The 19912-nt window shown below is 73.0% G+C and carries 19 protein-coding genes; 12 read left to right on the top strand and 7 right to left on the bottom strand.

The window, feature by feature from the left end; genetic code table 11:
- The first annotated feature begins 90 nt into the window (after positions 1-90).
- Both BLS67_RS14335 and BLS67_RS14340 read left to right on the top strand, forming a co-directional pair.
- On the top strand, positions 91-447 hold the full coding sequence (locus BLS67_RS14335) for a histone-like nucleoid-structuring protein Lsr2 (protein WP_091246355.1): 357 nt from the start codon (positions 91-93) through the stop codon (positions 445-447).
- A 342-nt stretch (positions 448-789) separates the two neighbouring features.
- Complete coding sequence (locus tag BLS67_RS14340) at positions 790-3339, top strand: ATP-dependent Clp protease ATP-binding subunit (protein ID WP_091246357.1); 2550 nt, start codon at positions 790-792, stop codon at positions 3337-3339.
- Between the two features lie 128 nt (positions 3340-3467).
- Here the strand turns inward: BLS67_RS14340 and BLS67_RS14345 are convergent, their stop codons facing one another.
- Positions 3468-4040: a TetR/AcrR family transcriptional regulator gene (locus BLS67_RS14345; protein WP_091246359.1), complete on the bottom strand. Its 573-nt coding sequence runs from the start codon at positions 4038-4040 to the stop codon at positions 3468-3470.
- A gap of 55 nt (positions 4041-4095) precedes the next feature.
- Here BLS67_RS14345 and BLS67_RS14350 point away from each other — a divergent pair, with 55 nt between their 5' ends.
- Positions 4096-4548: an anthrone oxygenase family protein gene (locus tag BLS67_RS14350; protein ID WP_091246361.1), complete on the top strand. Its 453-nt coding sequence runs from the start codon at positions 4096-4098 to the stop codon at positions 4546-4548.
- 11 nt (positions 4549-4559) lie between these two features.
- On the opposite strand, the gene BLS67_RS14355 is transcribed toward BLS67_RS14350, so the two are convergent.
- Both BLS67_RS14355 and BLS67_RS14360 read right to left on the bottom strand, forming a co-directional pair.
- The gene (locus BLS67_RS14355; RefSeq protein WP_091246362.1) at positions 4560-5447 is read right to left on the bottom strand and encodes an HhH-GPD family protein; all 888 of its coding nucleotides are present in this window, start codon (positions 5445-5447) and stop codon (positions 4560-4562) included.
- Between the two features lie 34 nt (positions 5448-5481).
- Complete coding sequence (locus BLS67_RS14360; protein ID WP_091246363.1) at positions 5482-5787, bottom strand: putative quinol monooxygenase; 306 nt, start codon at positions 5785-5787, stop codon at positions 5482-5484.
- A 112-nt stretch (positions 5788-5899) separates the two neighbouring features.
- Here BLS67_RS14360 and BLS67_RS14365 point away from each other — a divergent pair, with 112 nt between their 5' ends.
- Complete coding sequence (locus BLS67_RS14365) at positions 5900-6619, top strand: MucR family transcriptional regulator (RefSeq protein ID WP_091246364.1); 720 nt, start codon at positions 5900-5902, stop codon at positions 6617-6619.
- A 1-nt stretch (position 6620) separates the two neighbouring features.
- Here the strand turns inward: BLS67_RS14365 and disA are convergent, their stop codons facing one another.
- From disA to BLS67_RS14380, 3 genes are all read right to left on the bottom strand, one after another.
- A complete protein-coding gene (disA, locus tag BLS67_RS14370; protein ID WP_091246366.1) occupies positions 6621-7703 on the bottom strand; it encodes a DNA integrity scanning diadenylate cyclase DisA in 1083 nt (360 codons plus the stop codon).
- Positions 7704-7825: 122 nt separating this feature from the next.
- Complete coding sequence (radA, locus tag BLS67_RS14375; protein ID WP_091246368.1) at positions 7826-9193, bottom strand: DNA repair protein RadA; 1368 nt, start codon at positions 9191-9193, stop codon at positions 7826-7828.
- Positions 9194-9236: 43 nt separating this feature from the next.
- Complete coding sequence (locus BLS67_RS14380; protein WP_165617593.1) at positions 9237-9791, bottom strand: copper chaperone PCu(A)C; 555 nt, start codon at positions 9789-9791, stop codon at positions 9237-9239.
- A 101-nt stretch (positions 9792-9892) separates the two neighbouring features.
- On the opposite strand from BLS67_RS14380, the gene BLS67_RS14385 reads away from it, so the two are divergent.
- On the top strand, positions 9893-11440 hold the full coding sequence (locus BLS67_RS14385; RefSeq protein ID WP_091246459.1) for a cryptochrome/photolyase family protein: 1548 nt from the start codon (positions 9893-9895) through the stop codon (positions 11438-11440).
- Here BLS67_RS14385 and BLS67_RS14390 read toward each other — a convergent pair.
- Entirely contained in the window at positions 11434-12288 is an 855-nt protein-coding gene (locus BLS67_RS14390) for a UbiA family prenyltransferase (protein ID WP_242654088.1), read from the bottom strand. The genes BLS67_RS14385 and BLS67_RS14390 overlap by 7 nt on opposite strands.
- Before the next feature lie 137 nt (positions 12289-12425).
- Here BLS67_RS14390 and BLS67_RS14395 point away from each other — a divergent pair, with 137 nt between their 5' ends.
- The 7 genes from BLS67_RS14395 to ppsA form a co-directional block, all read left to right on the top strand.
- Complete coding sequence (locus tag BLS67_RS14395) at positions 12426-12908, top strand: CarD family transcriptional regulator (RefSeq protein ID WP_029431001.1); 483 nt, start codon at positions 12426-12428, stop codon at positions 12906-12908.
- Between the two features lie 78 nt (positions 12909-12986).
- Complete coding sequence (ispF, locus tag BLS67_RS14400) at positions 12987-13466, top strand: 2-C-methyl-D-erythritol 2,4-cyclodiphosphate synthase (protein WP_091246371.1); 480 nt, start codon at positions 12987-12989, stop codon at positions 13464-13466.
- Positions 13467-13639: 173 nt separating this feature from the next.
- Positions 13640-14719 carry a thiamine pyrophosphate-dependent dehydrogenase E1 component subunit alpha gene (locus tag BLS67_RS14405; RefSeq protein ID WP_207500592.1) on the top strand — a complete coding sequence of 360 codons (1080 nt, stop codon included), beginning with the start codon at positions 13640-13642 and terminating at the stop codon, positions 14717-14719.
- Positions 14716-15747 (top strand): alpha-ketoacid dehydrogenase subunit beta, encoded by a 1032-nt coding sequence (locus BLS67_RS14410; protein ID WP_091246373.1) that lies wholly within the window; start codon positions 14716-14718, stop codon positions 15745-15747. Before BLS67_RS14405 ends, BLS67_RS14410 begins: the two co-directional genes overlap by 4 nt.
- Before the next feature lie 24 nt (positions 15748-15771).
- On the top strand, positions 15772-17085 hold the full coding sequence (locus BLS67_RS14415) for a 2-oxo acid dehydrogenase subunit E2 (protein ID WP_091246375.1): 1314 nt from the start codon (positions 15772-15774) through the stop codon (positions 17083-17085).
- Between the two features lie 225 nt (positions 17086-17310).
- Positions 17311-18201 carry a pyruvate, water dikinase regulatory protein gene (locus BLS67_RS14420; protein WP_091246377.1) on the top strand — a complete coding sequence of 297 codons (891 nt, stop codon included), beginning with the start codon at positions 17311-17313 and terminating at the stop codon, positions 18199-18201.
- Positions 18198-19912, top strand: a 1715-nt coding sequence (gene ppsA, locus BLS67_RS14425; RefSeq protein ID WP_242654089.1) for a phosphoenolpyruvate synthase, incomplete at its 3' end; no start/stop codon positions are given. The genes BLS67_RS14420 and ppsA, both read left to right, overlap by 4 nt.

A 19912-nucleotide genomic window follows, 5' to 3' on the forward strand; every position in this document is an offset into this window, starting at 1 on the left:
CTGAGCGGATGTGGTGGAATGCATTCACCGCAGCATTTCTGCGGTGAATGCACCAGGCCGCCACGGGGGCCGACAGCTACAGGAGTGGAAATGGCACGCAAGGTCCAGGTCATCCTCAGTGACGACTTCGACGACGACGTCCCCGCCGACGAGACGGTCACGTTCGCCCTCGACGGCACCACCTACGAGATCGACCTCTCGGACAAGAACGCGAGCGAGATGCGCGAGGTGTTCGCCAGGTACGTCGGCGCCGCCCGCAAGGTCGCCGGTCGCGGGCGCGCCTCGGGTGCCGGTCGCAGCAAGGCCACCGGCGGCTCCGGTGCCGGTCGCATGGACCGCGAGCAGGCCGGGGCGATCCGCGACTGGGCCCGCAAGAACGGCCACGAGGTCAGCGACCGCGGCCGCATCCCGGCCACCGTCGTCGAGGCCTACGAAGCCGCGCACTGACAGAAGGACCCCCTCGCCCCCCGAACCACGCTCCGCGCGGCCCGGGACCCTGCGAGGGGGCCGTTCCATCACGTCACCGGCCCGGTCTCCTCGAGGAGACCGGGCCGTCGTCGTCCGCTGAGGGCGTAACGGGACCGGAACACCGTCCGCGCACCATCGGTTGAGCAGGGTGGACGACAGCACCCGCCCGGGTGTGGACGGCGCTCCGGCGCCCGTCGTCCGCGACTACAGTGGAACGACCGGTGCCCCGTTCATCGGAGAACACACCGACGACGTCGGTCAGCACGACCCCGCGAGGGGAGCAGCACCGCACGTCCGAGCCGGTCAGAGGGGAAGCAGCAGATGTTCGAACGGTTCACCGACCGAGCCCGACGGGTCGTCGTCCTGGCGCAGGAAGAAGCCAGGATGCTCAACCACAACTACATCGGCACCGAGCACATCCTCCTGGGCCTGATCCACGAGGGTGAGGGTGTCGCCGCCAAGGCGCTGGAGTCCCTGGGCATCTCGCTCGAGGGCGTCCGCCAGCAGGTCGAGGAGATCATCGGTCAGGGCCAGCAGGCGCCCTCCGGTCACATCCCCTTCACCCCGCGCGCCAAGAAGGTCCTCGAGCTGTCGCTGCGCGAGGCGCTGCAGCTCGGCCACAACTACATCGGCACCGAGCACATCCTGCTCGGCCTGATCCGCGAGGGCGAGGGCGTCGCCGCCCAGGTCCTGGTGAAGCTGGGCGCCGACCTCAACCGGGTCCGCCAGCAGGTCATCCAGCTGCTCTCGGGCTACCAGGGCAAGGAGCCGGCCGCGGCCGGCGGCCCCGCCGAGGGCACCCCCTCGACCTCGCTGGTGCTCGACCAGTTCGGCCGCAACCTCACCCAGGCCGCGCGCGACTCCAAGCTCGACCCGGTCATCGGGCGGGCCAAGGAGATCGAGCGGGTCATGCAGGTGCTGTCCCGCCGCACCAAGAACAACCCGGTGCTGATCGGCGAGCCCGGCGTCGGCAAGACCGCCGCCGTCGAGGGCCTGGCGCAGGCCATCGTCAAGGGCGAGGTGCCCGAGACGCTGAAGGACAAGCAGCTCTACACCCTCGACCTCGGTGCCCTCGTCGCCGGTTCCCGCTACCGCGGTGACTTCGAGGAGCGGCTCAAGAAGGTCCTCAAGGAGATCCGCACCCGCGGCGACATCATCCTGTTCATCGACGAGATCCACACCCTCGTCGGGGCCGGTGCCGCCGAGGGCGCGATCGACGCCGCCAGCATCCTCAAGCCGATGCTGGCCCGCGGTGAGCTGCAGACCATCGGTGCCACCACGCTGGACGAGTACCGCAAGCACCTGGAGAAGGACGCCGCCCTCGAGCGCCGCTTCCAGCCCATCCAGGTCGCCGAGCCGACGCTCGCCCACACCATCGAGATCCTCAAGGGCCTGCGCGACCGCTACGAGGCGCACCACCGGATCAGCATCACCGACGCCGCCCTCGTGGCTGCGGCGACGCTGGCCGACCGGTACATCTCCGACCGGTTCCTGCCCGACAAGGCGATCGACCTGATCGACGAGGCCGGCGCCCGCATGCGCATCAAGCGCATGACCGCCCCGCCGGACCTGCGCGAGTTCGACGACCGCATCTCGGCCGTGCGCCGGGAGAAGGAGTCGGCGATCGACGCGCAGGACTTCGAGAAGGCAGCCAACCTCCGCGACAAGGAGAAGCAGCTGCTGGGCGAGAAGGCCGAGCGCGAGAAGCAGTGGAAGGCCGGCGACATGGACGTCGTGGCCGAGGTCGACGAGGAGCAGATCGCCGAGGTCCTGGCGAACTGGACGGGCATCCCGGTCTTCAAGCTGACCGAGGAGGAGACCACCCGTCTGCTCAAGATGGAGGACGAGCTCCACAAGCGGATCATCGGCCAGGAAGAGGCCATCAAGAGCGTCAGCCAGGCGATCCGTCGCACGCGTGCGGGTCTCAAGGACCCGAAGCGTCCCGGTGGTTCCTTCATCTTCGCCGGCCCCTCGGGCGTCGGGAAGACGGAGCTGGCCAAGACGCTGGCGAACTTCCTGTTCGGCGACGACGACGCCCTCATCCAGATCGACATGAGCGAGTACCACGACAAGTTCACCGTGTCGCGGCTCGTCGGTGCCCCTCCCGGCTACGTCGGGTACGACGAGGGCGGCCAGCTGACCGAGAAGGTGCGGCGCAAGCCGTTCTCGGTGGTCCTCTTCGACGAGATCGAGAAGGCCCACGCCGACGTCTTCAACACGCTGCTGCAGGTGCTCGAGGACGGCCGGCTGACCGACGGCCAGGGCCGGATCGTGGACTTCAAGAACACGATCCTGATCCTGACGACCAACCTCGGTACCCGGGACATCTCCAAGGCCGTGGGGCTGGGCTTCCAGGTCGGCAACGACGACCGGAGCAACTACGAGCGGATGAAGCTCAAGGTCAACGAGGAGCTCAAGACCCACTTCCGGCCGGAGTTCCTCAACCGCATCGACGACATCGTCGTGTTCCACCAGCTCACCGAGAACGAGATCGTGCAGATCGTCGACCTCATGCTCAACCGGGTGGAGACGCAGCTGTCGAACAAGGACATGGCCCTCGAGGTCACCCCGGCGGCCAAGAAGCTGCTCGGTGCCCGCGGGTTCGACCCCGTGCTCGGTGCGCGCCCGCTGCGTCGCACCATCCAGCGCGAGATCGAGGACACGCTCTCGGAGAAGATCCTCTTCGGCGAGATCGCGCCCGGCCAGATCATCGTGGTCGACGTCGAGGAGGCCGAGGACCCGACCAAGTCGGTCTTCACCTTCCGCGGCGAGGCCAAGCCGATCGACGTCCCCGACAGCCCGCCGGTCGCCCTCGCGGGCCCCGACGACGAGGACAAGGGCCCCGGCCCGTCGCTCATCAAGGGCGACTGACAGAAGGACCCCGTCCCACCCCCGGACACGCTGCGCGCGCCCGGGGCCCCTGGGACGGGGCCTCTCCAGCACGTCACGTGAGGCCGTCACCCGCACCGCGGGTGGCGGCCTCCGCCGTGTGCGGTGGGTCAGGGCGCCGGTGCGAAGCGGGCGCCCACCTCGCTGATGCGTTCCGCCCGGTGCTCGGGGCGCAGGCGACCGGACCGCTCCAGCTCGCCCAGTCCGTGCAGGACGGACCAGAAGAGCTCCGTGGTCGTCCCGTCGCCGTGCACGGCGACGGCGAGCGCGTCGAACCCGGCGCGGAGCTCCGCCTCGTTGCCCTCGACGGCGAAGTGCGCCTCGATCGGGAGCCGGAACATCGCTTCGTAGAGCGCCGGGTGGTGGGCGGCGAAGTCGAGGTAGGCACGGGCGACCGCCTCCACGGCGCCGCGCCCGCCGTGACCGTCGGTCGCGGCCCGGCACGACGACGCCAGCTCGGCGAAACCCTGGAGCGCGACCGCGCTCATGACCTCGGTCTTGCCTCCCGGGAAGTGCCCGTAGAGCACGGGCTGGGTGTAGCCGATGGCGTCGGCGAGGCGGCGGGTGGTGACCGCGGCCCAGCCCTCGGCCTCCGCCGTGGCGCGTGCCTGGTCGACGATCTGCTGGCGGCGTTCTGCGAGACGTGCTCGTCGGTCCTCGTGCTTGCCGTCCACCCGGGTCATGGGGCTAGTCTAGCGGCGCTAGAAGTTCTAGCACCGCTAACCTAGGAGATGTCCCGTGGTCGAGGCCCTGGCTGTCCTGACCTGCACCGTCGTCGGCCTCATGGTCGGTGTCGAGGTCGCTGTCGCGCTTTTCGTCAACCCCCTGCTGCTCCGCCTGCCGGCGGGGCCGTCGCTCCAGGCCCGAGCCGACGGTGGCCGCGTGCTCGGCCGGCTCATGCCGTTCTGGTACATCGGGTCCACGGCGCTGGCCGCCGTGCTCGCCGCCGTCGGCTGGGGAACCGCGTCCGGGGTCCCGGCCCTGGCCGCCGCCGTGCTGCTCGCCGGCAGCGTCGTCCTGTCGGTGGTGTTCCTGGTCCCCATCAACGACCGGTCGACGAGCTGGACGGCCGAGGACCACCCGGTGGACTGGCGCGAGCAGCACCACCGGTGGGACCGCCTCCACCACGTACGGGTGGCGGTGATCGTGACGGCCTTCGTCCTCGTGGCGGTGGCCGGTGTGGGCGTGTGACCCCCCGGCGGTCAGCCCGGGAGGGCGAACCGGTCGTCGTCGGTCTGCACGACGAGTCCGTCGGCGAGCAGGGAGTCGAGGCAGCGGGTGCGCTGCACCGGGTCGGCCCACGCCGCGTCGAGCTCGACCTGCGGCACCGGGTCGGTGGCGGCGCGCAGCACGTCCAGCAGCCGGCCGCGGACCTGCCGGTCGGTGCCGGCGAACCTCTGCACCTTCCTCGGGGGCCCGTCGTGGGCGGGGGAGCCGGCCAGCCGCCACGCGCACACCGTGCGCACCGGGCAGCTGCCGCAGCGGGGGGTGCGGGCCACGCAGACCAGCGCGCCGAGCTCCATCACCGCGACGGAGAACCGGACGGCGCGGTCGTGGTCGGCGGGGGCGAGCGCGGTGATGTCGGCCAGGTCGGCGGCCCGGGCCGGCAACGGCTCGGCCCGTCCGTGCACCAGCCGGGCCACCACCCGGCGGACGTTCGTGTCGACCACCGGCTGGCGCTGGCCGTACCCGAAGCAGGCCACCGCCCGGGCGGTGTAGGTGCCGATGCCGGGCAGCGACTCCAGGGTCTCGACGTCCGAGGGGACGACGTTGCCGTGGTCGGCCGCGATGGCCCCGGCCGCGGCCTGCAGCCGCAGCGCCCGGCGCGGGTAGCCGAGCTTGCCCCAGGCCCGGATGACCTCACCGGTCGGTGCGGCGGCGAGGTCGGCCGGCGTCGGCCACCGCTCGAGCCACTGCCGCCAGAGCGGCTCCACCCGGGCGACCGGGGTCTGCTGCAGCATGACCTCGCTGACCAGCACCGCCCAGGCGTCCACCCCGGGCTGCCGCCACGGGAGGTCGCGCGCGGCGGAGGCGTACCAGTCGACGACCAGGTCACCGGCGGGGGAGCCCTCGGGGGCGGCGGCGCTCACGGGGATCCAGTCTCCCAGCCGCCGCCCCGCGGGGTCAGGCGCCGTAGGCGCCGCTCGAGGAGACCTCGTGCACCGTGATGGTGGGCTCGCCGGTGACCAGCGGGCCGAGGGCGCCGAGCAGCTCGGCCAGCTCCGGGGTCGCCATGTGCCGGTCGAGGTCGGCCCGCTCCTCCCAGGTCTCGACCGACAGGAAGGAGTTCGGGTCCTCCAGGTCGGCGGAGAACGCGTAGCTGGTGCAGCCCTGCTCGGTGCGGGCCCGCCGGGCGGCCTCGACGAGCAGGGGGACCAGGGCACTGCGCTGGTCGGGGCGTGCCTGGGCGCGGGCGATGACGAGGATCATGGCGCGACGGTCGCACGCGGATCCCGGGGCCACCAGCGGGGCGGCCCGTCGACCTGCGGCTCCCCGGCGAGCCGCCCGGACCCCGGACCCCCGGAGGGCTAGCGTCACCGACGTGTTGCACCCGGTCGGGGACCTGCCCGCCGGCGTCTACTGGCGCCGACGGGCCCTGGTGGCTGCCCTGGCGTTGTCCGTGGTCGGCGGCGGTGGGTGGCTGGCCTCGTCCGCCGGTGCGGGCTCGGCGCCGGACACCCGGGTCGCCTCGAGCACCACCGACGTCGAGCCCACCCTGGACGCGCCGTCCCTGGACCAGGTCGTGCCGTCGCTGGCCGCCGTGGTCACCCCGGCCGACGCCGCCCCGACCGCCGCCGACCCGGTGCCGACGGAGACCCCGGCCGACGTCCCGGTCGCCGCGGACCCGCCCGCGCCCACCTTGACGGCGGGCCAACCCTGCACCGACGACATGATCGCCGTGGACGTCGTGCCGCCGGCACCGCAGGCCGCGGTGGGCAACAAGCCGACGTTCACGCTCGTGGTCACCAACACCTCGCCGGTGCCCTGCACGCGCAGCCTGGACGCCGGGCTCCGCGAGGTCGTGCTGCTCGACGCCGCGGGCGCCCGGGTGTGGGGCAGCAACGACTGCTTCCCCGAGGTCAGCAGCGACCCGCGGACCCTGGCCGTGGGCGAGGCGGTGAGCTTCCCCGTGCAGTGGGGTGGGCTGACCAGCGAGCCGACCTGCACCGCCCCCCGGGTGAACCCGGCGGCAGGCGGCTACCAGCTGCAGGGACGCCTGGACACCAAGACCGGCGGGACGACGGCCTTCACCCTGGTGTGAGTCAGGAGTAGCGGTCGAGGATCGAGGTCTCGGCCAGCCGGGACAGGCCCTCGCGGATGCCCCGGGCGCGGGCCTCGCCGACGCCGTCGACGGACAGGAGGTCCTCGATGGTGGCGGCGAGCAGCTTCTGCAGCCCGCCGAAGTGGGTGACCAGCCGGTCGATGATGCCGGCGGGCAGGCGCGGCACGCGGGCCAGCAGGCGGTAGCCCCGCGGGCTGACCGGCGAGTCCAGCGCGTCGGGCGAGGTGGGCAGCCCGTAGCAGCGGGCGACGGCGGAGAGGTCGAGCAGCTCGGTGGCGCTGAGCTCGCGGAGGTCGGTGAGCACCTGCTCGCCCACCGGGGTGCGCTTGCCCTCGGCGGGCAGGTAGTCGCGGACCAGGAGCCCGCGGTCCTCCTCGACGCCGGCGAGCATCTCGTCGAGCTGCAGGGCCAGCAGCCGGCCGTCGGTGCCGAGCTCGACGACGAAGCCCTCGATCTCGTCGGCGATGCGGCGGACCATCTCCAGCCGCTGGCTGACGCTCATCGCGTCGCGGACGGTGACGAGGTCCTCGATCTCCAGCGCGGACAGCGTGCTGGCCACCTCGTCCAGGCGCAGCTTGTAGCGCTCGAGCGCGGCGAGAGCCTGGTTGGCGCGGGCCAGGATCGTGGTGGGGTGCTCGAGGGTGTACCGGCGACCGGCCACGTACACCGAGATGATGTGCATCGACTGGCTGACCGAGATGACCGGGAAGCCGGTCTGCAGCGCGACCCGCTCGGCGGTGCGGTGCCGGGTGCCGGACTCCTCGGTGGGGATGGTCGGGTCGGGCATGAGGTGCACGCCGGCCCGCACGATGCGGCTGCCGTCGGCCGAGACGATGACCGCGCCGTCCATCTTCGCCAGCTCGCGCAGCCGGGTGGCCGACAGCGCGACGTCGAGGGCGAACCCGCCGGTGCACTGGGACTCCACCACCCGGTCGTAGCCCAGCACGATCAGCGCGCCGGTGCGCCCGGCCAGGATCCGCTCCAGGCCGTCGCGCAGGGCGGTGCCGGGGGCGATGCGCCCCAGCAGCTCGCGCAGGGCGACGTCGGGGTCCAGCGCGGACACGGGGTGCTCCTGACCTCTGCGGATGTGGCTCGATCGAGTCTAGGGGAGCCCTCCGGCTGCGTCCCGGTGTGCTCTCGCACCGTGACCGGCCGGTGACCTGGGCTCGCCGACGGACTGCACCGTCAGAACAGCCGGTTGAGCACCGACCCGAGGTCGGGGATCTCGACCACCCGCAGCCCGCGCGGCACCGGGCCGGGGTCGGGAGGCACCACGGCCAGCGTGTACCCCTGCCGGGCGGCCTCGGCCAGCCGGCGCCCGATGCCGCCCACCCGACGCACCTCCCCGGACAGGCCCACCTCGCCGAAGGCCACCATGCCCACGGGCAGCGCCTTGTCCTTCGCCGCGGAGGCGATGGCCAGCGCGATCGCCATGTCGGCGGCGGGTTCGACGATGCGCACCCCGCCGACGGAGGCCGCGAACACGTCGGAGTTGCCCAGCGGCACGCCACCGCGACGCTCGACCACCGCGTTGATCATCGCCAGCCGCTGCGGGTCGAGCCCGCTCACCGCCCGCCGCGGTGACCCGCCGCCGGCGTTCTGCGCGACCAGGGACTGCACCTCGGCCAGCAGGGGGCGGCTGCCCTCCATGGTGACCGTGACGCAGCTGCCGGCCACCGGCGCGGCCCGCTTGGACACGAACAGGTGCGAGGGGTCGGGCACGCCGACCACACCGCCGTCGCCGATCTCGAAGCAGCCGATCTCGTCGGCCGGGCCGAACCGGTTCTTGGTGGCCCGCACCATGCGCAGCGTGGAGTGCCGCTCGCCGTCGAAGCTGATCACGACGTCGACCAGGTGCTCGAGCGCCCGCGGCCCGGCGATCGCGCCGTCCTTGGTGACGTGGCCGACCAGGATCACCGTCATGCCGCGGGACTTGGCGATGCCGGTGAGCGCGCTGGCCACGGCCCGCACCTGGGTGGCGCCGCCGTCGGTGCCGTCGACGGCGGGGGAGCGCACGGTCTGCACGCTGTCGAGGACCAGCAGCGAGGGGTTGACCTCCTCGATGTGCGAGAGCACCGCGGACAGCTCGGTCTCGGCGGCCAGGAACAGCTGCGGGTGCAGGGCCCCGATGCGCTCGGCGCGCAGTCGCACCTGGGCGGTGGACTCCTCGCCGGACACCACCAGCGTGGGCCCGTTCGACTCGGCCACCCGGTGGGCCACCTCGAGCAGGAGCGTGGACTTGCCGACCCCGGGTTCGCCGGCGACCAGCAGCACGGCACCGGGGACCAGGCCGCCGCCGAGCACCCGGTCGAACTCGCCGATCCCGGTGGGCACGGCCCGCGACCCGTCGAGCTCCACCTGGGCGATCGGGCGGGCCCGACCGGTGACCGGACCGGGCACGACCGCCCGCAGCCCGCCGGACGCAGCTCCGCCGACCTCGCTCAGCGAGCCCCAGGCCTGGCACTCGGGGCAGCGCCCCATCCACCGGGTGGCGGCGAACCCGCACTCGCTGCAGCGGTGGGCGGGGCGGGACTTCACGACGGTCGGCGGCACGCGTCCATGGTGCCGTCGGGGTACGACAGAACCGCGGGAGCGGCTACTCCTCGCCCTCGTGGAAGTCGAAGCCCTCGCCGCGCGGGAGGTCCTCGGACGGGGTGCCGACCAGCACAGGGACGGTGACCTCGCCGGCGTCGCGGAAGGTGAAGGTGACCTCGAGCGCCTGGGCCGGGGTGAGCGCCTCGGTCAACCCCTGCAGCACCACGATCACGTCGGCGTCCTCGCCCAGGTAGACGTTCTGGCCGGCCGGGACGGTGAAGCCGGAGTCGGTGACCTCGGCCTCGGAGCCGATCGGGCGCGACACCTCGTAGGAGTCGAAGCCGGGGCCGGAGATGTCCAGCAGCTCGTCGTCGGCGTCGCCGGAGTTGCCGATGGCGACCTCGAGCCGGGCGTCGCCGCCGCGCTCGTAGGCGCCGGACTCGGGGTAGGCGGTGTCGGCCGCACGCAGGTGGATGTCGCCGACGTCGCCCTGCCCGCCGCGGATGTCGCGGTCCTGGGTCGCGGTCTGGGCGATCTGGCCCGCGCTGCAGGCGGTGAGGACCACCGGGGACAGCACCAGCACACCAACGGCGGCGGCGCGCAGGACGCGGTTCACGGCGGGGGACCTCCTGGGGCACCGGCGGCACCGGGCTTCGTCGACTCGAGTCGCGCTGAGCGTAACGGTCACCCCACGATGCGCGCGTGGAGGTGACGGGTGTGGCACGAGACGACCGCGGACCGGACGACCCGGCGCTGGCCGACTTCCCGGCCGACGCCCCGGGGACCCGGCGCTGGTGCTTCGCCGACCAGCTGGGTCCGCACTTCCTGGACGACCCGCACCAGGAGGTGCTGCTGGTCGAGTCGCGCGCGGTGTTCCGCCGCCGGCGGTTCCACCGGCAGAAGGCGCACCTGGTGCTCTCGGCGCTGCGGCACCGCGCCGCCGAGCTGGGCGACCGGGCGCAGTTCCTGCAGGTCGACACCTACGCCGAGGCGCTGGACGCCGTCGACGGCCCGCTGAGCGTCTGCGCGCCCACCACCTGGGCGGCGCGCGACTTCGTGCTCGCCCGCCCCGACGTGCAGGTTCTCGCCTCGCGCGGGTTCGTCACCGACGAGCAGACCTTCCGGCGCGGGGCGACCGGCCGGGGCACCGAGGGCGGCAAGCGGCTGCTGATGGACGACTTCTACCGCGCGGCGCGCCAGCACCACGACGTGCTGATGGACGGCGCCGACCCCGTGGGCGGGAAGTGGAACTACGACCACGACAACCGCGAGCCCCCGCCCCGGGACGGCCGGTCGCCCGTGCCCGCGCCCTGGCTGCCGACCGAGGACGACATCGACGAGGAGGTCCGGGCCGACCTGGACCGCTGGGAACGCGACGGCGACGTCTCCTTCGTCGGCGACGACGGACCCCGGCTGTTCCCGGCCACCCGCCGCGAGACGCTGCACCGGCTGCGGGACTTCCTGGAGCACCGGCTGGGTGCCTTCGGCCCGCACGAGGACGCCATGCTGGCCGGCGAGCCCTGGCTGGCCCACTCGCTGCTCTCGGCGCCGATGAACCTGGGCCTGGTCGACCCGGTCGAGGTGGTGCACCGCGCCGAGGCGGCCCACCGCGAGCACGACCTCCCGCTGAACTCCGTCGAGGGCTTCGTCCGCCAGGTCATGGGGTGGCGCGACTACATCTGGCACCTCTACTGGCACCTGGGCCGCGACTACCGCGACCGCAACGCCCTGGACGCGCGCGCCGCCGTCCCGACCTGGTTGGCCGAGCTGGACACCGCCGACCTCGACGCCGCCTGCCTGTCCGGCGTGGTGGGCGACCTGCGCGCCCGCGGCTGGGTGCACCACATCCCGCGGTTGATGGTGCTGGGCAACTACGCCCTCCAGCGGGGGATCGACCCGGCCGGCCTGACCGACTGGTTCCACCGCACCTTCGTCGACGGCTACGACTGGGTCATGGTGGCCAACGTCGTGGGCATGAGCCAGCACGCCGACGGCGGGGTGCTGGCCACCAAGCCCTACGCCTCGGGGGGTGCCTACATCGACCGCATGAGCGACTACTGCGGCGGCTGCCGGTACGACCCGAAGAAGCGGCTGGGCGAGGACGCCTGCCCGTTCACCGCCGGCTACTGGGGCTTCCTGGACCGGGTCGCGCCGAAGCTCGAGGGCAACCGGCGGATGGCCCAGCCCCTGGCCGGTCTGCGCCGGTTGAAGGACCTCGAGGCCGTGGTCGAGCAGGAGCGCGACCGCGGCACCGACCCCTACTGAAGCACCGAGCCGCCGACCAGGAGCAGGACGACGTCGACCACGGTCAGCAGCATGACCGCGGGGAACGCCGCGGCCCGGAACCGCTCGGTGCCGGCGAGGGCGGCCACCACCAGCGCCGGGACGGCGACCACCAGCGCCGCCCACCCGAGGACCGTGGGCGGGCCGGCCGGGCCCAGCACGAGGACCAGGGACGCGGCACCGAGCAGACCGGCGGCGACCAGCGCGGAGACGGTGGCGCCCAGCCGGTGGGGCAGGCCGCGCACCCCGGTGGCGGCGTCGTCCTCGAGGTCGGGGGCCACGTTGGCCAGGTGCGCCGCACCGCCGAGCAGGGCGCCGGCCGTGACCAACCACCACGGCGCGACCGGGGTGCCCGGCGCCGCGGCGACCACGCCGGCCGGCAGCAGCCCGAAGGCGACCAGGTAGGGGAGCAGGGAGGCCGCGGTGCGCTTGAGGCCGGCGTTGTAGGCCCAGCCGCCGGCCACCACGCCCAGCAGCAGCACCCCCGGTGCGGGGCCCAGCGCCAGGGAGGTGACCACGGCCAGGACGACGGCGACCAGCGCGGCCGCGCGCAGCCGGGCCGGGGTGACCAGGCCCTGGACGGTCGGCTTGTCGGCCCGGGCGACGGCGGCGTCGCGGTCGGCGTCCAGCCAGTCGTTGCTCCAGCCGATCGACGCCTGGCCGGCCAGCACGGCGACCGCGACCAGCACCGCGCGGCCGCTCCCGACGTCGGCGGTCACGGCCAGCAGTGCCGCCACGGTGGTCACCGCCAGGGTGGGGCCCAGATGGGTCGCCAGGGCCATCGCGGCCGCCGTCCGCAGGACGCCCGACCGCGGCGCAGCACCGTCCACAGGCACACCAACCACCCCTCTGTCAACCCCAACCTGACCAGCGACAAGCCTCTGACCTGCGCGTTTGGCAGGACCAACCAACTCGGTGCAACCCGTCCCGTGGTATTCTGGGCGACAGCGAAAGGGGTCACACACACATGGGCTTCACTGTCGGCGAGACCGTCGTCTACCCGCACCACGGCGCTGCGCTCATCGAGGCGATCGAGCAGCGCACGATCAAGGGTGTCGAGAAGGCATACCTCGTGCTGAAGGTCGCACAGGGAGATCTGACCGTCCGGGTCCCGGCGGACAACGCCGAGATCGTGGGCGTCCGCGACGTCGTGGGCCAGGAAGGTCTGGACAAGGTCTTCGAGGTGCTGCGGGCCCCGCACACCGAGGAGCCGACCAACTGGTCGCGGCGCTACAAGGCCAACCTCGAGAAGCTGGCCTCCGGTGACGTGAACAAGGTGGCCGAGGTCGTCCGCGACCTCTGGCGGCGCGACAAGGACCGCGGCCTGTCGGCCGGCGAGAAGCGGATGCTCTCGAAGGCCCGCCAGATCCTGGTCAGCGAGCTCGCGCTCGCCGAGGGCACCAACGAGGACAAGGCCGAGATCCTGCTCGACGAGGTCCTCGCCAGCTGATCCAGCCCGCTCCGCACGAGCCCCCGACCCACCGGTCGGGGGCTCGTGCGCTGTCCGGGGCCTGCAAGACTCCACGACGTGCAGCTGCCCCTGGTCGGAGTCGGTGTCGACGTCCACGCCCTGGAGGCGGGCCGGCCGCTGTGGGTGGCCGGTCTGCACTGGCCCGAGGCCGCCGCGGGGCTGGCCGGGCACTCGGACGGCGACGTCGTCGCCCACGCGGCCTGCGATGCCCTGCTGTCCGCCTCGGGGGTCGGTGACCTCGGCGGGGTGTTCGGCACCTCGCGCCCCGAGTACGCCGGCGCGTCGGGGCTCACCCTGCTCGCCGAGACCGCCCGGCTGGTCCGGGCCGCCGGCTACGAGATCGGCAACGTGGCCGTGCAGCTGATCGGGAACACCCCCCGGATGAGCGGCCGTCGGGACGAGGCGGTGGCGGCGTTGAGCGGGGCCCTGGACGCCGTCGTCCGGCTGAGCGCGACGACGACCGACGCCCTGGGTCTCACCGGCCGCGGTGAGGGCATCGCCGCCGTCGCGACCGCGCTCGTCGTCCCCCGGAGCTGACCCCGGCCCAGCGCCGCGTCTGCACAGATGTGCGGACGCGGTCCTCGGCGACCCGTGGTGGTCGACCGTGCCCGGTCGTCCGGTGCCGGTGGTGGCTGCCGACGACCGGGCGGGACGCGTCGTCGGAGGGGCTTGCGTCACACCCGGGGCCCGCTTAATCTCTGCGCACCGACGTGCTGAGCGTCGTCACAAATGTGCAGACCAGGGAGTTCGCCATCACTGCCATCGCGCACCAGCCGCCCGTCCACGACGGCCGCCCGGCGGCGCCGTCGTCCGACGCGGCCACCGCCCGTGCCTCGCTGAGCACCATGTGGAAGATCCGCCGCTTCGAGGAGGCGGTGGACGACCTGTTCGCCCGCGGCCTCATGCACGGCACCATGCACCTGTCGATCGGGCAGGAGGCCAGCGCGACCGGGGTCTGCCTGGCGCTGCGCGAGCGCGACGCCATCACCAGCACCCACCGGGGGCACGGCCACTGCATCGCCCAGGGCGCCGACCTCACCCGGATGATGGCCGAGCTGCTGGCCAAGGAGACCGGTTACTGCCGGGGCCGCGGCGGCTCGATGCACATCGCCGACGTCGCCACCGGCAACCTGGGTGCCAACGGCATCGTCGGTGGTGGCATCCCGATCGCCGCCGGTGCCGCGCTGGCCTACAAGATGCGTGGTGAGGACCGCGTGGTCGCCAGCTTCTTCGGCGACGGCGCGACCAACGAGGGTGCCTTCCACGAGGGGCTGAACCTGGCCGCGATCTGGGACCTCCCGGTCGTGTTCGTCTGCGAGAACAACAAGTACGGCATGAGCTTCTCCACCGAGTTCTCGATGGCGGTGCCGCACGTGGCCGACCGGGCCGCGGCCTACGGCATGCCGGGGGTCACCGTCGACGGCAACGACCTGGACGCCGTCCACGCCGCCGCCGCCGAGGCCGTCGACCGGGCCCGCAACGGCGGTGGACCGACCCTCATCGAGGCCGAGACCTACCGCTGGAAGGGCCACAGCAAGAGCGACAAGAACCTCTACCGGACCCGCGAGGAGATCGCGGAGTGGCGGGAGCGCGACCCGATCGTCGCCTTCGAGTCGAAGGTGACCGGGTCCGGCCTGCTCACCGATGCCGACGTGGCCGCCGCGCGCGAGGAGGCCACCGACGCGGTGAAGGCCGCCGTCCGCGAGGCCATCGCCGGTACCGACGCCGACCCCGGTGACCTGCTCGACGCCGTCTTCGCCCCTGTCGACCCCCAGGACGTGACCCGATGACCGCCACCCTGCCCGCCGCCCCCGCAGCCGTCGAGGGCGACGTCCGCGAGATGACCTACTCCGAGGCCGTCCGCGAGGCGCTGGCCGAGGCCATGTCCGCCGACGACCGGGTCTTCATGCTGGGCGAGGACGTCGGCGTGTACGGCGGAGCGTTCGGCGTCAGCGGCGACCTCGTGCACCGCTTCGGCAAGGAGCGCGTGCGCGACACCCCCATCTCCGAACTCGGCATCGTCGGTGCCGCGGTCGGCGCGGCGCTGGCCGGCATGCGACCGATCGTGGAGATCCAGTTCTCCGACTTCACCTGCCAGGCGATGGACCAGATCGTCAACCAGGCCGCCAAGATCCACTTCATGCTGGGTGGTGCCGTCTCGGTGCCGATGGTGCTGCGCACCCCGCTGGGGTCGGGCACCGGCGCGGCCGCGCAGCACTCGCAGAGCCTCGAGGCGTGGTTCGCCCACGTGCCCGGCCTCAAGGTCGTCATGCCCAGCACCGTCTCGGAGGTCAAGGGCCTGCTGCTGGCCGCGATCGACGACCCCAACCCGGTGGTCTTCCTCGAGCACAAGCTGCTCTACCGGACCAAGGGCCACGTGCCCGCAGGCAGCGCCCGCGTGCCGCTGGGCCGCAGCGTCGTCCGCCGCGAGGGCGCGGACCTGACCATCGTGGCCACCGGCGTGATGGTCAGCCGCAGCCTCGAGGCCGCGGCGCGGCTCGCCGAGGAGGGCATCGAGGCCACCGTCGTCGACCCGGTCACCCTGACCCCGCTCGACGAGGGCCCGATCCTGGACGCCGTCCGCCGCACCGGGCGCGTGCTGCTGGTGCAGGAGGCCCCCGGCCACGTGGGCTACATGTCCGAGATCGCCGCCCGGATCGCCGGGTCGTCGGCCCTCTACAGCCTCGAGGCGCCGATCAAGCGGCTGTGCGGGCTGGACGCCCCGATGCCCTACGCGCCGGCGCTGGAGCGCGCGATGGTCCCGCAGCTCGACGACGTCGTGGTCGCCGGGCGTGCCCTGGCCACGCAGGAGGCCTGAGCCGTGGCCCGGGTCCCCGTACGCATGCCGAAGATGTCGATGACGATGACCGAGGGCGAGCTGAGCCACTGGGCCATCGCGGTCGGTGACGAGATCGGCTCCGGCGACGTGATCTGCGAGGTGCTCACCGACAAGGTGGACATGGAGGTGGAGAGCCCCGCCACCGGCACCCTGGTCGAGATCGTGGTCGAGTCCGGGATGGTGCCGGTCGGCGAGCCGATCGGCTGGATCGAGGCCGACGGCGACTCCTTCACCGACCTGCTCGACTTCGGCGACCCCGCCGAGCCCGCGGCGGCCGGTGACGAGCTGGGCTCCGAGGGTGCCGACGCCGTCGTCCCCGACCCCGAGCCCGCACCGACCGTGCCGGCGGCCCCGGCGCAGACCGGTGCGACGACCGGACCGGTGGCCGCCGTGCCCCGGGCCCGCGCCCTGGCCGCCGAGGCGGGGCTGGACCTGCGGTCGCTGACCCCGACCGGGCCCGGCGGGGTCGTGTCGATCGGCGACGTGCAGACCGCGCTGGCCCAGCCGGCTGCTCCGGCGGCGGTGGCTCCGCCGCCGGCCAAGCCGCTGACGCCGCCGCAGCGCAAGCGCGCCGCGGCGCAGGGCCAGGCACCGGCGCCGACGCGCCCTGCGCCGTCCCCGTTGCCGGTCCCGCCGGTCGACCCGCCGGCACCCGCACCCCTGGCGGCCGCGGCGCCGGTGAGCACGGCACCGGTGAGCGCGAAGGTCGCCGCCGTCCGCCGGGCCGTGGCCCGCAAGATGACCGAGAGCGCGGCCATCCCGCAGTTCACGGTCTGGCGCGACCTGCACCTGGACGTCGCGGACACCCACCGCGACGGGCTGTCCTGGACCACGGTGCTGCTGCAGTCCTACGCCCGGGCCCTCCTGCAGGTGCCCCGGCTGCTGGACCGCTGGGACGGCGAGAACGCGGTGCCCACCGGCGCGCCCGTCGTGGCGCTGGCGGTGGACACCCCGGGCGGCCTGATGGTGCCCACCTTCAGCTCCCCGGAGAGCGCCAACCCGCGCAGGCTCGACGAGGACCTGCGTGCGGTGGCCCGGGCGGCCCGGGACGGCAAGGTCGACGCCGCGCACCAGGGCGTGGCCAACTCCAGCCTGTCCAACCTGGGCGGCCTGGGTGTCGACCGGTTCCAGGCGCTGATCACCCCGCCGCAGGGCAGCGTGCTGGCCCTGGGATCGATCAGCCGGCGCCCGGTCGCGGTGCCCGGCGGGATCGGCACGGCGCTCGTGGTCACGGCCGGCCTGACCGTCGACCACCGGGTCGGCGACGGTGCCGACGGTGCCCGGCTGCTCGCGCTCATGGCCGACGACCTCGGCTGAGCCCCCGACCCGCCGTCGGCCGGTTCCCCCACCGGCCGACGGCGGCCCTGACCCCCTCCCGGACCAGCGCCGTTCCGGGAGGGCCCGGCGTCCGGCGCGCCCTGCTCTTGCCAGGGCGGCCGGCGTCCCCGCAGGATGGCCAACCCGAGGTCTCGAGGTGACGGTGTCTGCACCGCTGTACTCCCGCGTCCGTCCATGTCCGCCCCTGCGCGTCGGTAGGCACCGGTGAGCGGCCCCCCGAGCGCGGGCGTGGTCCCGGTGTTCTTCCTCTCGGACTCCACCGGGATCAGCGCCGAGATCATGGGCAACGCGCTGCTCATCCAGTTCCCCGAGCTGGTCTTCGACCGCACGCTGATCCCGTTCATCGCGACCGTCGAGCAGGCCCGCGAGGTGGTCGGCCAGCTCGACCGGGCGATGGACGACGCGGTCGCCGGCGACGCACCCCAACCGCTGGTGTTCTGCACCGCCGTCGTCGACGAGGTGCGCGCCGAGCTGCTGACCACCCGCGCCCCGGTGATCGACCTGTTCGGCATGCACATGGCCCGGGTCGAGGACCTGCTGGGCGTCACGGGCCTGCGGGAGGCCCGGCGGCTGCACGGGGTCGGCGACGTCCGGCGCTACAACGACCGGATGGCCGCGGTGGAGTTCGCCATCGAGCACGACGACGGGCAGACGTTCCGGGCGATCGAGCGGGCCGACGTGATCCTGCTGGCGCCGTCGCGGTGCGGGAAGACGCCGACCGCGATGTACCTGGCCCTGCAGCACGGCCTGTTCGTGGCCAACTACCCGCTGGTCGACGAGGACCTGGAGAACTCGGACCTGCCCCGCCCGGTCGTCGACCACGCGGCCAAGTGCTTCGGCCTGACCACGACGGTGACCCGGTTGTCGCGGGTGCGCCAGGAGCGGCGCCCGAACTCCCGGTACTCCTCCGAGGCGCAGTGCCGCTACGAGCTGCGGCAGGCCGTCGCGATGTACGACCGGCACCGGCTGCCGACCGTCGACACCTCGGCGGCGTCGGTCGAGGAGATCGCGGCGGTCGTCGTGCAGACCCTGAAGAGACGCAGTCCCGCCCGCCGACCGGCCGGCAGCACCCCGATCCCCGGAGGAACACCGTGAGCACCGACAACGTCCGCTGGTTCGCCGATCTGGGCATGGGTGATCTGGAGGAGGTGGGGGGCAAGAACTCCTCGCTGGGGGAGATGATCTCCAACCTCGCGGATGCGGGGGTGAAGGTTCCCGACGGGTTCGCGACGACGTCGTCGGCGTACCGGTCGTTCCTGGGTGACACCGGCCTGGCGGAGCGGATCACCGAGAAGCTGGGCTCGCTGGACGTGGACGACGTGCGCGCGTTGTCGGCGGCGGGGAAGGAGATCCGCGGCTGGATGGTGGAGCAGCCCTTCCCTGAGGCGTTGGAGGCCGACATCCGGGCCGCCTACGAGCAGCTGGCCTCCGATGCGGAGTTGTCGTTCGCGGTGCGGTCGAGCGCGACGGCTGAGGACCTCCCCGACGCGAGCTTCGCCGGGCAGCAGGAGACGTTCCTGAACGTGCGGGGCATCGACAGCATCCTGACCGCGATTCGGGAGGTCTACGTCAGCCTCTACAACGATCGGGCGATCGCCTACCGGGTGCACCACGGCTTCGACCACGACGCGGTCGCCCTCTCGGCTGGCGTGCAGCGGATGGTGCGGTCGGACATCGGCTCGTCGGGGGTCATGTTCACCATGGACACCGAGTCCGGTTTCCCGGATGCGGTGTTCATCACCAGCGCGTTCGGCCTGGGTGAGGGCGTGGTCCAGGGTGCGGTGAACCCGGATGAGTTCTACGTATACAAGCCCGCGCTCAAGGCCGGGAAGGCCGCCGTCCTCAAGCGGGGGGTGGGGGCGAAGGCGACCAAGATGGTCTACACCGATGACGCGACGGTGGGTCGGACGACGGAGTTCGTGGACGTCGACGACGCGCAGCGCCGGACGCTGTCCCTCACCGACGAGGAGGTGCTGACCCTGGCCCGCTATGCGGTGACCATCGAGGAGCACTACGGGCGTCCGATGGACATCGAGTGGGGCAAGGACGGCCTGGACGGGCAGTTGTACGTGCTGCAGGCCCGCCCGGAGACGGTGGTGTCCCGGGCGGGCAGCACCCTGGAGCGCTACAAGCTGACCGGTACCGGTGAGGTGGTGGTGGAGGGGCGGGCGATCGGGCAGAAGATCGGCGCCGGCGGAGTCAAGGTGCTCTCCGACATCGAGCAGATGGCCGACTTCGCCCGCGGTGATGTGTTGGTCGCGGACATGACCGACCCGGACTGGGAGCCGATCATGAAGCGGGCTTCGGCGATCGTGACCAACCGGGGTGGGCGGACCTGCCACGCGGCGATCATCGCCCGCGAGCTGGGCATCCCCGCCGTGGTGGGCACCGGTGATGCCACCCGCACCCTGACCGACGGGCAGGAGGTGACGGTGTCCTGCGCCGAGGGCGACGTCGGCAACGTCTACGAGGGGCTGGTCGACTTCGAGGTCACCGAGACCCGGCTGGACGCGATGCCCGACATCCCCACCAAGATCATGATGAATGTGGGGACGCCGGAGCAGGCGTTCGCGTTCTCCCGGTTGCCGCACAAGGGGGTGGGCCTGGCCCGGTTGGAGTTCATCATCAACCGGCAGATCGGCATCCACCCCCGGGCGCTGCTGGACTTCGACTCCCTGGAGGGCCGGCTGCGGGAGGAGGTCGCCGAGCAGATCGCGGCCTACCCGTCCCCGCGGGAGTACTTCGTGCAGCGGGTGGCCGAGGGCGTCTCGATGATCGCGGCGGCGTTCGCCCCGGAGCCGGTGAT

The organism is Klenkia soli, assembly GCF_900103975.1.
GTDB lineage: Bacteria > Actinomycetota > Actinomycetes > Mycobacteriales > Geodermatophilaceae > Klenkia > Klenkia soli.